Below are 14117 nucleotides of genomic sequence, written 5' to 3' on the forward strand. Positions count from 1 at the left end.
TGACGTTGCCCTAAATCTCTCTCATCCCCTTCTCCATACTCTGTATCAGCGGAGAAAGTAAATAATCAAGAACCGTGCGTTCCTCTAGTACAATTTGCGCTTCTACCGGCATACCCGGTTTAAGATCTAAGCCAAGATCGAGAAGCTCCGTTGCATCGAGGGCTATCTTTCCTTGATAGAAATGACCGCCTAGCCGCTCATCCACGATGCTGTCCGCAGAGAGGTGTATAAGCTCACCTGTTACCGCTGGGACTTGTCGAAAGCTGTATGATGTCAGTCGTATATTTGCTGATAGACCTTCATACACCGATTCGATATCTTTGGGTTGAATATTCACGCTCGCCACCACACGGGTGTTTTTCGGAACAATTTCTAAAATTGTACTGGTGGGGGCGATAACGCCTCCTTGGGTATGAATGGTGAGGTTGATCACTTCACCACTTACCGGAGCTCGTACCTCAATTCGATCATTGAGGGTGTTGGATGCTTTTAGCTGTTTTAATATGGCTTGCTGCTCTGAAACGAGCGTTTGCTTTTTTTCTTGCGCCGTGCGCATGAAGTCCATTTTCATGGCGTCTATTTGCGAGCCTAGCTCAATGATTTTACTTTGCGCCCTATTAATACGCGTTCGATGTTCGGCAATTCTCGCCACTAAGCTGGAGTACTCTCGCTTTAGTTCCAAAAACGCCACCTTGGAGACATAACCTTTTTTCAATAAAGCTGAATTGGCTTCAATTTCTTCGCTCAATAGCTTTAGTGATTGCGCATCGCTTGATAACCAAGCCTTGTAACTGTCGCTGTCGTTTTCAGACTGAGTAATTTGTTGGTGTAAGGATGCCAGTTGCTCTTTGTGAATTAACCGATTTTGATTAAGTAACGACACTTGATCACGGCGTATCTGTACTTGAATAGGCGTGAGATCATTTACCTCCGTCCACTGTATGGTCGTTCCAGACAGTTCAGCTTCTACCCGAGAAAGCCTAGACTGCACAATAAATTGCTTCTGGTTAAGTTGCTCTAGTTGGCTCACTAATAATGGGTCAGACAGCACCAATAGCAGGTCACCTTTCTCTACACGTTGTCCCTCTTTAACCGATAAGGTTTCAACCACCCCACCAGTGTGATGTTGAACGGCCTGGTTCTCTAGCTCTGTGACTAACTTACCTGGCGCCAATGATGCGGAACTTAACGGGGCTTGGTAGCTCCAGTATCCAACACCAACGACGCACAATAACAACACTAACCAACCAAATAGAACGTGTCCGCTTAGTGACAAATTGAATGAACGAGATGTCTCTGTGTGAGTGAGTTTCATGATGCACTCTCCATACCACTTTCATTGCTTTTAGGGATATTGAGAATGTCACTTGTCTTGCCATATTGTTGTATTCGCCCTTCGCCAAGCACCATACAAAGACCAGTATGCTGAATAATCGACATTCGATGAGAAATAACAACAACGGTGATGCGCTTGTAATGCGCATGAGCAATAAATTCGGTCAATGCGGCCTGTCCAGGATGGTCTAGGTTGGAATCTGGCTCATCAAGAATAAGCAGTGCTGGTTTGGTGTAAAGTGCGCGCGCCATGGCAATTCGTTGCTGCTGCCCACCTGAGAGTCGTATACCGAGGCCACCAACTAAGGTTTGGTATCCATTGGGAAGGGCAAGAATCATTTCATGGACTCCCGCCAATTTAGCAGCATCGACAATGTCTTTCGCTTCAACCTGCTCATCAAATCGACAAATATTTTGTGCAATAGTGCCGGACAATAATTGGCTATTTTGGGACACATACCCTACCTGCTTACCGAGTTCTGACACTTGCCTTTGGTTTAAGGTGGCACCGTCAATACGCACTTGCCCATTAACGGGTATCACCAGCCCCAACATGGCTTTGACTAACGTCGATTTTCCTACACCACTTCCCCCCACTATAGCGACAGAAGCGCCGGCAGGAATAACAAATGAGAGGTCCTCAAGCAGTGGCTTTTCACTTCCATGATGCCCTAGGTTGACTTTTTCAAACTGAATTGTGCCTTTTATTTTAGGCAGTTCGACCACATCATCCGCCTGCTCAAGATAGGCTTGACGTAAACGCTTATGTGCCTTCCAACCCTCTAACCAACTTTGCCAGTTATGAATCGCTTGCTCAACGGGTGCCAGCACTCGGCTCATTATCATTGAAGCGGCAATCAATACACCGGCTCCCACCTCATTTTCAAGCACCAGAATTACAGAGACACATAACACGCCTATCTGTAGTAGCATGCGGGCATATTTTGCTAAGGCCAAAATGCCTCGAGAGATTTTATCTGCTGTCGCTTTGTCCACCGTTGGGTTAATCGACTCTTTGCGCCACTTCGCCACTAAGTTGTCATTCATTCCAAGCGCTTGCACAATTTCGGCATTTTTAAGCCAATCACTCGTCAATGCATTAAACGTACCCGCGTGCTGACTGGCGTTATTTTGCAAACGCTTAGTAACAAGCAGACTTAGGAGAGAGATAACAAAGAGCACCGTAGCACCAATAAGAGCAAAGTGACCAAGTAGTGGGTGCATTAAGTACATGACCGCGAGGAAGACAGGCGCGAATGGGGCATCAAAAAGGGCAAAAATACCCGGAGACGCGATCACCTCTTTGACTCGCGATAAGTCAGAGAGTGGTTGGCTATGTACCCCATTGTTCTCTTGAGACTTTAGCATCGCAATGTTAAATGCAAAGTCTGATGAGTGTTGTTCAATACCATAACCATAACGTAGCATTACCTGTCCTCTCACCCAATCAAGTAATGCTTGAATAGATAAAAGAAATAATGCGACAGATGCTAGCATCACCAAGGTTTCTCTACTTTCTGAAGATAAAACTCGGTCAAAAACCTGCATGGAAAATAAGGGTAATACCAAAAAAAGGATATTAACCGCTACCGACACTATTGCTATGAATGTAAAAACTTTCTTGCTAAATTTAAAGTACTGCGTATTATTTAAATTAACAAGACCTTTTGCCTCAGTTAATTCCATTTAAACCTCAACATTTATTATCTCTAAGTCATCATGTTCACATGCGCTGTAGAATTATTATTTACTAGCAAACCGATAACGATATTAGTTGTGATTTATGAATTTATTTGACTAAATACTCAACAAAGCCCAGCAACGATACCCATTCCAATTTTTGAGATTTGTTACACCCTGCTATCAAAAGATTCGTGATGCAGATCTAAATAACAGGCGATTTGGTGATGGAGATCTCATCTTTAGAATTAAAAAAACGATAATTGATAGATTTATTTATTTACACTTGATAAGAGAAAAAATGATCCTATTACACTTAAGGGTTAGGTGTTAATGGGGGATAAATGAAGAATAAACTGGTGTACAAAGCCATATTAACCATTGCTTTTACTAGCGTTAAATCAGAGGCTAATTCTGAGTTAAATATACTATCTTGGCATGGCTATACCGACGCAGATGTCGTATCTTATTTTGAGGATAAGTATAACACCAAGATAAATATCACATATGTCACTAACGATAAGCAGTTACGCAACAACATTGAAAATACCGAACAGACATTTGATATCGTGGTGTTAAACTCATCAGAGTTAAAAAGATATATTAGATTGAATAGCATTCTTCCCATTGATATATCTAAAGTTTCAAATAGCAAATGGTTGAGTGAGCAATTTACACCACTTCGCCGTAACACGAAAACCTCACAACATGGCACTATCTATGGCATGCCTTTCACTTATTCTTCAATGGGAATGATCTACCATAAAGACCGGGTAAAAACTCCCCCTTCTTCATGGAATGCGTTTTGGTCTACAACGTACGATAAAAAAGTGTTGAGTTATGATGGCGGGACACACAACACAAGCCTTGCAGCATTGGTACTTAACCTTGACGACCCTTTTAATATTCCTAACACCGAGCAATCCAATATCGCCGAAAAGCTTATCGCCCTAAGAGATAACTCCCTGACCTTTTATGACTCGGTTGAAGAGGCAACGCAATTATTCAATCAATTTGAAATGTCATTGATGTTTGCTAATTTTGGACGCCAGCAATTGACGTCATTACAGAAGTCCGGCGCGAATGTTGCTTATACTATTCCAACAGAAGGCGCACTAAGCTGGCTAGACTGCTGGGCAATACTTGCTGATACTGAACACTCTGAACTTGCACACCAATGGATTAATTTCGTACTAGAACCTTGGGTTCAACTGGAAATCACCCAGCGCCACGGGCTGCAGAGCCCATTAGCTCAGTTTTCTCCCGACACACAACAACAAAAACTCATTTGGTTAACGCCCGTTGAGTCTCCGCACGAGCGCGAAGCAATGTGGGACGCGGTCTACAGTGGAAAGTCGCTCGAAAAAGTAATGGAACACACCAAAAGAGCGAAACCATGAAGCTGTCGAGCAAAATCACCCTCATCTTCTTTTTCTCTCTCTTTAGCACATTTTCTTGTGTTGCTTGGCTCACCTATCAACATTCAGTGACATTACTCGTCGCCAACACCGAAGAGAAGATGCAACAAACGTCAGGCACCGTAATTCGTTCTTTGCAAGAAAAGCTGCATGACATCGAGCGAATGAACGATACCTTAGCAACACTGCTCGAAAATACGCAACAAGACAGCACAAGTTCGAAGACGTTATCCGCTATAATCGCTGCTGTGATTAAGAATGACGTGATATTTAATAGTATATCTTTGATTGATCGAGCTAAATCGCATCAAGAAATACTTCGTTTGGAGCGCGATCAACAACAGAATGTGATTCAAGTAAGTAATGATGAATTGAATAACCTCGCCCATATTCCTTTCTATACCCAATCCTATGCGTTTCATCCAAACAAGATATTTGTTTCGCCAATTTCAATGCACTACGACAGAATATCACACCCAAAACCCGTGCCTTTTGTTTTTGTCATTTACCCTTTGTCGACATTGAACAAGCGCGATATTTCGTTACTCATTGCTATCGATATCGAGCAGTTAATGGAGAATGCAACGTCCATTATGGATGCACCCTCTACATTTTTTATCACCAATGCTAACGGCGACTACCTCTTACACCGTGACAAAGATAAACAATTTGGCTATACACGTGGAAAATTGGAACAGGTCCAACAAGACTACCCCGCGGCTCAAAAATCGGTATCTAAAAACATCGTGTCATTTTTTGAGATCAGCGATCCTCAAACACCGTCCGATCATAGCTACGTTTATTTTTCTCCTGCTAGATTTTTCATGCACGGTACATCTCATTTCTATATGTTTGGGCAAACCAAAAGTGACGTTATTACTGAGCTTTGGACAGTTACCGCGCTCCGCGGATTTAGTGTAACAATCGTCGTTTTTATATTCACTGCGGTACTGCTTTCTTATTCACTGTTTAGATTGATCACCCGCCCACTGACACAAATTTCTCACTTAGCACAACGTATCGCTCTAGGAAAAACCGCCCACTTTAGCCAATACAGCCAAACAGATGAAATTGGCGATTTAGCCAAAGCTCTCAACTACCTTCAACACCATCTCAACACTAAGTTTCATGAACTCAAAGTTTCCGAGCAAAAATTTCAAGAACTCGCTCGCAGAGACGACCTCACTCGGCTCCCTAACAGAAAAGATTTTCACTCTCGGTTAGAAAACGAAATCGCGCATCACAAACAAAATCAGTTGCACTTTGGATTGTTGTTTCTTGACGTCAATAACTTTAAAGCAATAAACGACAATAAAGGGCACCATGTTGGGGATAACCTGTTACAAGGCATTTCAAGTCTTTTAACCGATAGTCTGCGCAGTAGTGATCTTGTCTGTCGATACGGTGGTGACGAGTTTGTAATTCTGCTTTCAAACCTCAGACAGCTCAACGTCATACATATCATTTGTGACAAACTCCACTACGCAATGGAAGACCTTGTGGAGTCACTAGAATTAAGTCAGTACGATCTCTCACTAAGCATCGGTGTCTCCATTTATCCCGAGTCTGCCAACAGCCCCAATGAACTAATCCAGTTAGCGGATAAAGCCATGTATCACGCGAAACATAATGGCCGCTCTCAAACGCACTGGCACTCTCCATTTCAATAACCGATAGGCTCTCCGTCATTTTTAAGCAAATCTAGAAAGTCTAGGTGCGGTTAATATTTGGGTAGACCAATATGATTTTAGACAGACCCGTTATCGAGTATTTGTTACACTGAACAAAACAACAAAAATGAGTAATGTCATGTCGCTTTTAGCATCTGGCACGCTATCCAAAATGCGTGCTACTCTCGACTCAACGGTTCAATATCGTCTGCCGGTTGGCGAGCAAGAAATTGAACTCGCTGCCTTCATTGGTCGCACATTAACCCTTACCCATACTGGCAATATTTTTTGCAGCGCCTGTGGTAAGAAAACGAAAAAAAGCTACTCTCAAGGTCACTGTTTTGTCTGTATGCGCAAACTCGCCAGTTGCGATATGTGCATTATGAAACCTGAAACCTGCCACTACGACGCGGGGACTTGCCGAGAGCCTGAATGGGGCGAAGCCAACTGCATGGTGGACCATTTTGTCTACTTATCGAATACCTCTAGCCTAAAAGTGGGTATCACTCGCCACACTCAAATTCCCACTCGCTGGATTGATCAAGGTGCCACACAGGGTTTGCCTATTTTAAAAGTGTCCACTCGCTACATTTCTGGCTTAATTGAGATTGAACTGGCGAAGCACATTGCTGATAAAACCAATTGGCGCACACTATTAAAAGAGGACGGTGCCCCAATTGCGTTACAAGAAAAAGCGCTAGAACTTCTTCCTCTCGTTGCCGATAAAATTGCAGAGATTCGAACGCAATATGGCGAGCAGTCTATCGAAATACTTGCCGAAAATATTACGCCTCTAAGTTATCCGGTAGACGAGCACCCAACAAAGATTAAGTCTCATAACTTTGATAAAGAGCCGGTTGTGTCTGGCGTATTAAAGGGGATTAAAGGTCAATACCTAATCTTTGATACAGGCGTGATTAACATTAGAAAGTTCACTTCTTATGAAGTGGAAGTGTCTGAATAAACGAAAAACAGAACCAACATCGCCCTCTTTCATGAGGGCGATAATTAGCAAACATCAATGCATCGATTCAAGGGCATCAAAAAACGTATCGACTTCGGCTAAGGTGTTATAGTGCATAAAGCCTACTCTTAACACGCCACCCAACTCCTCAATACCCAGTTGTTTAACTAAACCTAACGCATAGAAATGCCCGTTCCACACGCAGATATTCTGTTCCCCGAGCACTTTTGCCATCCATTCAGGTGAATGTACATCCGACCGTAACGCAAAGGTTGGGGTTCTAAGCTGATGGTCTGCTTCCGACGTCCCATAGAGTGTCATGTAGTCTAATCTAGACAGCCTATCTAAAAAGTAACGACTGATTTGTTCTTCATGCTGAGCAATGACGGTCGCAGATGATATCAACTTTTCACGAGTCCCCTTTCCTTCGCCCCATTGCGCTAAATAGTCAATCGCAGCAATTAAACCTGCCAACGACTCAAAGCTTTGAGTCCCTGTTTCAAACCGACCCGGACCAATATTGGTTGCTGGTTCAACCTTGTATGGCTCTAGCGATTGCAAATGCTGCGGTGCAATATAGGCAATGCCTAAATGGGGTCCAAAAAACTTATAAGCAGAGCACACTAAATAGTCACACCCTAAGCTCTGCACGTCGATCAATGCATGTGGTGCAAAGTGAACCGCGTCTACATACACTTGGGCCCCCACTTTCTTTGCGGCCGCTACAATACGGCGAATATCGGTAATAGAGCCGGTAGTATTAGACGCATATGTCACCGCCACCAACTTCGTCTTCGTGGTCAGTAATGATTCAAAGTGTTCATAATCAAGAGTACAGTGGCGCTCATCCACTTGGACCTGCTTAACAATTGCACCCTTATCATCTGCGGCTTGTTGCCACGATGAAACATTAGAATAATGATCCAGTGCCGTAACAAGGATTTCATCATCAGGTTGCCAATCACGCGAAATTGCGCGGCTCAACTGGAACGTTAGGGACGTCATGTTAGCGCCAAAGACCACCTGATCACCGTTTTCGGCGTTAAGTAACTCAGCCGCGGCACGGCGAGCCTTTACCATTAATGAGACGGTATGTTGACTCGAAAAGTAATGCCCACCAAGGTTTGAGTTATAACGCCCTAAATAATGCGTCATTGCCTCAAGTACTGTTTGCGGTACTTGCGAGCCACCCGGTCCATCGAGAAACACAACAGGCCGTTCATTATACCATTGCGCCAACGCCGGAAATTGTTCTCTTGCTGAGTTAGGAGTGAAGTGCATTATTCGCATCCTTGGCTGTGAGTACAAAGACATCCATGTGCCCTTCTGCTTTGGCGTCTACGCAACGAATAGGTTGCGCGTTATGCCACAAGCGATGATCATCTAAAATGGCGACCTCTCCATCTTCGAGCACTTTTCGAAAGAACGGCGCTTCATGATTATCGTTGTACAGCATCACCTCTCCGCCAACAATGTTCTTACGCTCAATACCGACAATGGCAATATGGTCAAATCCATCTTGGTGCACCCCTTCAGGCGCGACTTGAGTCTCTTCATAAACGGCAGCGATACGCATTTGATGAATTTCTATCTCTTGGCCATTCGGAAGTTGATTGGACGTCATAAATAGTGAAACCAATTCTCGCATGCCTTCACTATGCAATGTTTTGGAGAGGATAGGCTCAAAGCGACGAATCACATCCCCTTGGAAGTGATTAAAGTGTTCAGTCTGAATAAAGTCATGCTTATCTTCTTCTACTACCTTCCCATCGCAAAATTGAATCACCGAATAACGACGCAAACGATATTGCCCATCGGCATGCTCGGTATTGGGCAATTTCGAAAAAGAAGGAGAAAGCTGTTGCGTTGCTTCCTCACTGAGCTGAGTTAAATGTAGGGTATTTTCATTGGAATGTAACATAATAATCGCCTTGGTCGCCTGCACTCTAGTTACAAATGCAACAATTTCATTACAAATAAGTAAAACGCAGTAACTCTACTATTTCAACCATTTGTAGCATTTACACCCATCAAAATTACAATTTAAAAATATAAATCCAACAAAACAAGAAAATTAAGCATATTATCACCATTAAAACCTATCCAAGTGACCAAAAACTAGCATAGCTGACTATAACAACTAATTTAAATGCCATTTATCATATACTTAACATAAAAAATACTGACAAAAACAAAAGCTAATCACACCCCATCTCCATTAGTGTTTAGAGCAGTCAATTATGCTTTAGAATGAGACAAAGATAGTGGCTTGCCGCAGAAAGCAAAGCCTTTCGGGCTATTTATCCACCTATCGTCAACGGATTTAGTAAATATCTGACATTGTTGTTCGCTAAGTGTTGATTCTTATCCGCAAAGCCCAATATATTAAGGAAGACAAAGCGAGTAGCTCAACGTCGCTGCCTAAAGATAAATAAGTGAGAATAAACATGGCTGATTCAAAACATTGTAAATTGCTGATTCTTGGCTCTGGTCCTGCTGGATATACTGCTGCTGTCTATGCGGCTCGTGCCAACCTAGACCCAGTGCTCGTCACAGGAATGCAGCAAGGTGGACAGCTCACTACGACCACTGATGTTGAGAACTGGCCAGGCGACGCCGAAGATCTTAGTGGCCCACTACTAATGGATCGCATGAAAGAACACGCAGAGAAATTCGACACCGAAATCATCTTCGATCACATCAATAACGTCGATTTCAGTGAGCGCCCCTTTAAGCTCTTTGGAGACAGTCAAGAGTACACAGCGGATGCGGTTATTATTTCAACAGGCGCTTCAGCCAAGTACCTAGGACTCGAGTCCGAAGAAGCATTTAAAGGTCGTGGCGTATCAGCATGTGCGACCTGTGATGGTTTCTTCTACCGCAACCAAAAAGTCGCCGTCGTCGGTGGCGGTAATACTGCTGTAGAAGAAGCACTGTACCTAGCAAACATTGCTTCAGAAGTGCACCTAGTCCACCGCCGAGAAACATTCCGCGCCGAAAAAATACTGATCAAGCGCTTAATGGATAAGGTAGAAAGTGGCAATATTATTTTGCACACCAACCGTACGCTTGACGAAGTAGTAGGCGATGAAATGGGCGTAACGGGTATCAATGTTAAAGATACTCAAACCGACAGTATTGAGCACATTGAAGTGATGGGGGCATTTATTGCCATCGGCCATCAACCCAATACATCGCTATTTGAAGGTCAATTAGAGATGAATAATGGTTACATCATCGTAAAATCTGGCTTAGAGGGCAACGCCACACAAACCTCTATTCCAGGTATCTATGCAGCAGGCGATGTTATGGACCATAATTATCGCCAAGCGATCACCTCTGCAGGCACGGGGTGTATGGCTGCACTGGACGCTGAACGCTTCCTCGACGCTATCAATGCCTAAAACAATTGTAAAACCTTAGAACCCAGTGGTGTATACACTGGGTTCTTTTTTGTATACTCCCCGCTTCTTCTAAGAATAATACTCATTAAGTTAAGCCGTCTAAATGGATAAAAAGAAACAACGGAGCTTGAATAACTGGCTCAAAACGCAAAGTCGCTTGGCAAAGCGCTGGCTACTGATCGCAGTAGGCCTTGGCGTGTTGTCCAGCTTGTTCTTGCTCGCGCAAGCTGCCTTGATCGCGACCATACTCCACCAGCTCATTATTGAACATACCGACAAGTATGAACTTATCCCTTATTTTATCGGACTTGTTGCCTCGGTTGCAGGGCGCGCCGGTTGTGCGTGGGGAAGAGAAATTGCAGGATTTAAATGTGGCGAAAAAATCCGCTGCTACATTCGAGAGCTTATTCTCAATAAACTCCATGAACTTGGCCCAAGCTATATTAAAGGTAAACCTGCAGGTACGTGGGCAACGCTAGTGCTGGAGCAAGTCGAAGATATGCACGACTTCTTCGCCAAGTATTTACCGCAAATGTCACTGGCAGTCTTAGTTCCGTTTGTTATCTTGATTGTCGTTTTCCCAATTAACTGGGCTGCGGGTCTCATTTTCCTGATTACCGCTCCCCTTGTGCCACTATTCATGGCATTGGTTGGAATGAAAGCAGCAGACGCTAACAGAAAAAACTTCAAAGCCTTGCAGCGCTTGTCTGGTCACTTTTATGACCGCTTGCAGTCTATGACAACTATACGCCTATTTAACCGCACTGCAGCAGAGAAGGATGTACTTGAAGGTGCCTCTGAAGTGTTTAGAAAGAGAACAATGGATGTACTTCGCTTAGCGTTTCTTTCTTCCGCGGTCCTTGAATTTTTCACTTCCATCTCGATAGCCATGACCGCGGTCTACTTCGGATTTAGCTTAATCGGTGAAGTCAATTTTGGCCACTACGGCGTTGGCGTTACCTTATTTGCGGGTTTGTTCATTTTGATCCTTGCCCCTGAGTTTTACCAACCTTTAAGAGATCTTGGTACGTTTTATCATGCTAAAGCTCAAGCGGTTGGCGCGGCAGAAAGTATTGTTGAGTTTCTAGATACTAAAGTGGACAATTTGCCACAGGGTCAAAACACACTTAACACTCACTCTCATATTGAGCTCTCCGCTGAGAATCTTGAGATATTTAGTCCAGAAGGTAAGCGACTCGTTGGACCTATCAGCTTTCATATTCAAGATGGCCAAAGCATTGCGCTCGTCGGTCCGAGTGGCGCGGGTAAAACAAGCTTAGTGAACACGATTTTAGGCTTTATGCCTTACTCGGGGTCCCTGAAAATTAATGGACAAGAACTGCGTGATCTTGCTTGCGATGATTGGCGTGAGAACGTCAGTTGGGTTGGGCAAAACCCACTACTTTTACACGGCACCATCCGTGAAAATATTACACTGGGCAAAGAAAATGTCAGCGATAGCACCGTGCTAAGCGCCCTATCCTCCTCATTTTCAGATGAATTTGTGGATCAGCATGGCCTTGATTACCACGTTACCGATCGCTCTAGTAGCTTATCGGTCGGGCAAGCTCAACGCTTAGCACTGGCGCGCGCGATGATTCAAGATGGGCAATTTTGGCTTCTTGATGAACCCACCGCCAGCTTAGATGCCAAAAGTGAACGCTTAGTGACAGAAGGCATCAGACACACCACTCAAGGGAAAACCACGTTAACGGTGACTCACCAGCTATCCCAGCTTAAAAGCGTCGATAGTATATGGGTCATGAATCACGGTAAGTTGGAACAATCTGGTCACTTTGAGGCATTAGCACAAACTGATGGGTTATTTAAATCCATGCTGTCGGCACACAATACGATGGTCGATAACAATAAGGGGAATTTAGATGCGTGAGTTACTCCCTTATCTTAAATTATATAAGAAACATTGGTTTGGTCTGTCTCTGGGGATGGTGCTCGCCTTTGCAACACTTTTTGCCTCAATCGGATTATTGACGCTGTCAGGTTGGTTTATCTCAGCCTCAGCCGTCGCCGGACTGACTATCGCGAGAGAAACGTTCAACTACATGCTGCCTGGCGCAGGCGTTCGTGGTGCGGCAATGGGTCGAACTGCTGGGCGATGGGGTGAACGTGTCGTTAGCCACAACGCAACATTTAAACTCCTGACCGATCTACGAGTATTCTTCTTTAGTAAACTTGCGCCGCTGATCCCAAGTAAAGCGATTAATATCCGTGACGCAGACATGCTTAACCGTTTAGTCGCCGATGTCGACGCGATGGATCATGTTTACTTGCGTTTAATCAGCCCTATTGTTGTTGGGTTTTTGGGTATTATTGGTCTTACCGCGGTACTGTGCTGGTTTGATACCACGCTCGCCCTAACGTTGGGTGGCATTTTACTCGTTCTATTGATTATTTGGCCGATATTATTTTACTCCCTCGGAAAAAATAATGGTCATGAGTTAACGTTAAATAAAGCTGACCTTAGAATTAAGACGTTAGATTGGTTACAAGGTTACAGTGAATTAACATTATTTGGCGCCGAGTCTCGCTACCGTGAAGCCATTCTAGATGCGCAACAGCGCTTATTGAGCAACCAGTTTATCCATGCCAAGATCTCAGGTCTTGCACAGGGCTTGTTGATTCTGGCCAATGGTTGGTTACTCATCCTCATTTTGTGGTTATCCGCTGATGGTGTCGCTGGCAATCAACCCGATCCACTCATTGCTCTGATGGTGTTCGCTACAATGGCCAGTTTTGAGCTACTGATGCCTATCGCGGGCGCATTCCAGTTCCTTGGACAAACACTGACTTCAGCTAAGCGCCTGAACGACATTATCCTTGCTGAGCCAGAAGTGCAGTTTCCTACGGAACCTGTCACGCATAACGGTCACTTTTCTATCGACTTTGACAAAGTACAATTTAGCTACCCTGATGCCCATCAAAATGCGTTAGAAAATGTCTCTGTCTCCGTTGCAGGCGGCGAGAAACTAGCGATTGTTGGGCAAACAGGCTCAGGTAAATCTACGCTATTGCAGCTGATCTCCCGCTATTGGGACGTTCAATCTGGCAGCGTCAAACTGGCTGGACACAATATTCAAAATTGGAGTGAAGTGCAGTTAAGGCAATCAATGAGCATTGTGAGTCAACGCGTTGATATTCTTAATGGCTCGCTACGCGATAACTTGACGATGGCGAAACCTGATGCTCAAGATTTAGAATTAGAGACCGCACTAAAGCAGGTGAGTTTAGACTCATTACTTACTGAGTCGGGTTTAGATACTTGGCTTGGTGACGGCGGGCGTCAGCTTTCGGGAGGCGAGAAAAGACGAATTGGTATCGCTCGCGCACTGCTGCACGATGCACCGATTCTGTTACTCGATGAACCAACCGAAGGTTTAGATAAGCAAACAGAACAGCAAATCATGACGCTATTCGACCATCATTTCGCAGGTAAAACTGTTGTGTTTATTACCCATCGACTGGTTAACCTCGATACATTCGATACCATTTGCTTACTTGAGGATGGTAAAGTCCTAGAGCTTGGGCATCATGACGCATTACTGGCTAAGCAAGGTCGCTATTTCGAACTGCATCAAACACTATAATAACGTAACAAGCCGCTCCTAACGGAGCGGCTTGTTATTCT

The 14117-nt window shown here is 44.1% G+C and carries 10 protein-coding genes; 6 read left to right on the forward strand and 4 right to left on the reverse strand.

Features of this window, described 5'->3' with window-relative positions; all coding sequences use genetic code 11:
• Nucleotides 1-10 precede the first annotated feature (10 nt).
• Nucleotides 11-1315, reverse strand: coding sequence for an HlyD family type I secretion periplasmic adaptor subunit (locus MD535_RS01615; RefSeq protein WP_265673162.1), 1305 nt, complete (start codon nucleotides 1313-1315; stop codon nucleotides 11-13).
• Nucleotides 1312-3021: a type I secretion system permease/ATPase gene (locus MD535_RS01620; protein ID WP_265673164.1), complete on the reverse strand. Its 1710-nt coding sequence runs from the start codon at nucleotides 3019-3021 to the stop codon at nucleotides 1312-1314. Before MD535_RS01620 ends, MD535_RS01615 begins: the two co-directional genes overlap by 4 nt.
• A gap of 338 nt (nucleotides 3022-3359) precedes the next feature.
• Between MD535_RS01620 and MD535_RS01625 the strand changes: the two genes are divergently transcribed.
• The 3 genes from MD535_RS01625 to MD535_RS01635 all read left to right on the forward strand — a co-directional run bounded on the left by MD535_RS01625 (nucleotide 3360) and on the right by MD535_RS01635 (nucleotide 7067).
• Nucleotides 3360-4415 carry an ABC transporter substrate-binding protein gene (locus tag MD535_RS01625; protein ID WP_265673165.1) on the forward strand — a complete coding sequence of 352 codons (1056 nt, stop codon included), beginning with the start codon at nucleotides 3360-3362 and terminating at the stop codon, nucleotides 4413-4415.
• Nucleotides 4412-6103, forward strand: a complete 1692-nt coding sequence (locus MD535_RS01630) for a GGDEF domain-containing protein (protein ID WP_265673166.1) — start codon at nucleotides 4412-4414, stop codon at nucleotides 6101-6103. The genes MD535_RS01625 and MD535_RS01630 overlap by 4 nt, the downstream gene beginning before the upstream one ends.
• 139 nt (nucleotides 6104-6242) lie before the next feature.
• Nucleotides 6243-7067, forward strand: a complete 825-nt coding sequence (locus MD535_RS01635) for a DUF2797 domain-containing protein (RefSeq protein WP_265673167.1) — start codon at nucleotides 6243-6245, stop codon at nucleotides 7065-7067.
• A gap of 54 nt (nucleotides 7068-7121) precedes the next feature.
• Here the strand turns inward: MD535_RS01635 and MD535_RS01640 are convergent, their stop codons facing one another.
• Together MD535_RS01640 and MD535_RS01645 are read right to left on the reverse strand one after the other, a co-directional pair.
• Nucleotides 7122-8348, reverse strand: a complete 1227-nt coding sequence (locus tag MD535_RS01640; protein WP_265673168.1) for a cysteine desulfurase-like protein — start codon at nucleotides 8346-8348, stop codon at nucleotides 7122-7124.
• Nucleotides 8332-8988 (reverse strand): 2OG-Fe dioxygenase family protein, encoded by a 657-nt coding sequence (locus MD535_RS01645; RefSeq protein WP_265673169.1) that lies wholly within the window; start codon nucleotides 8986-8988, stop codon nucleotides 8332-8334. Before MD535_RS01645 ends, MD535_RS01640 begins: the two co-directional genes overlap by 17 nt.
• A gap of 526 nt (nucleotides 8989-9514) precedes the next feature.
• On the opposite strand from MD535_RS01645, the gene trxB reads away from it, so the two are divergent.
• The 3 genes from trxB (at nucleotide 9515) to cydC (ending at nucleotide 14076) form a co-directional block, all read left to right on the forward strand.
• Nucleotides 9515-10471, forward strand: a complete 957-nt coding sequence (trxB, locus tag MD535_RS01650) for a thioredoxin-disulfide reductase (protein ID WP_265673170.1) — start codon at nucleotides 9515-9517, stop codon at nucleotides 10469-10471.
• Between the two features lie 103 nt (nucleotides 10472-10574).
• The gene (cydD, locus tag MD535_RS01655; RefSeq protein WP_265673171.1) at nucleotides 10575-12362 is read left to right on the forward strand and encodes a heme ABC transporter permease/ATP-binding protein CydD; all 1788 of its coding nucleotides are present in this window, start codon (nucleotides 10575-10577) and stop codon (nucleotides 12360-12362) included.
• Nucleotides 12355-14076, forward strand: a complete 1722-nt coding sequence (gene cydC, locus MD535_RS01660; RefSeq protein ID WP_265673172.1) for a heme ABC transporter ATP-binding protein/permease CydC — start codon at nucleotides 12355-12357, stop codon at nucleotides 14074-14076. Before cydD ends, cydC begins: the two co-directional genes overlap by 8 nt.
• Nucleotides 14077-14117 lie beyond the last annotated feature (41 nt).

This window comes from Vibrio qingdaonensis, from assembly GCF_026191675.1.
Taxonomy (GTDB): Bacteria; Pseudomonadota; Gammaproteobacteria; order Enterobacterales; family Vibrionaceae; genus Vibrio; species Vibrio qingdaonensis.

Bases quoted from the DNA above. Each gene is read 5' to 3' on its own strand.
- MD535_RS01615 (WP_265673162.1), bottom strand. From the start codon at position 1,315: ATGAAACTCACTCACACAGAGACATCTCGTTCATTCAATTTGTCACTA.
- MD535_RS01620 (WP_265673164.1), bottom strand. From the start codon at position 3,021: ATGGAATTAACTGAGGCAAAAGGTCTTGTTAATTTAAATAATACGCAG.
- MD535_RS01625 (WP_265673165.1), top strand. From the start codon at position 3,360: ATGAAGAATAAACTGGTGTACAAAGCCATATTAACCATTGCTTTTACT.
- MD535_RS01630 (WP_265673166.1), top strand. From the start codon at position 4,412: ATGAAGCTGTCGAGCAAAATCACCCTCATCTTCTTTTTCTCTCTCTTT.
- MD535_RS01635 (WP_265673167.1), top strand. From the start codon at position 6,243: ATGTCGCTTTTAGCATCTGGCACGCTATCCAAAATGCGTGCTACTCTC.
- MD535_RS01640 (WP_265673168.1), bottom strand. From the start codon at position 8,348: ATGCACTTCACTCCTAACTCAGCAAGAGAACAATTTCCGGCGTTGGCG.
- MD535_RS01645 (WP_265673169.1), bottom strand. From the start codon at position 8,988: ATGTTACATTCCAATGAAAATACCCTACATTTAACTCAGCTCAGTGAG.
- trxB (WP_265673170.1), top strand. From the start codon at position 9,515: ATGGCTGATTCAAAACATTGTAAATTGCTGATTCTTGGCTCTGGTCCT.
- cydD (WP_265673171.1), top strand. From the start codon at position 10,575: ATGGATAAAAAGAAACAACGGAGCTTGAATAACTGGCTCAAAACGCAA.
- cydC (WP_265673172.1), top strand. From the start codon at position 12,355: ATGCGTGAGTTACTCCCTTATCTTAAATTATATAAGAAACATTGGTTT.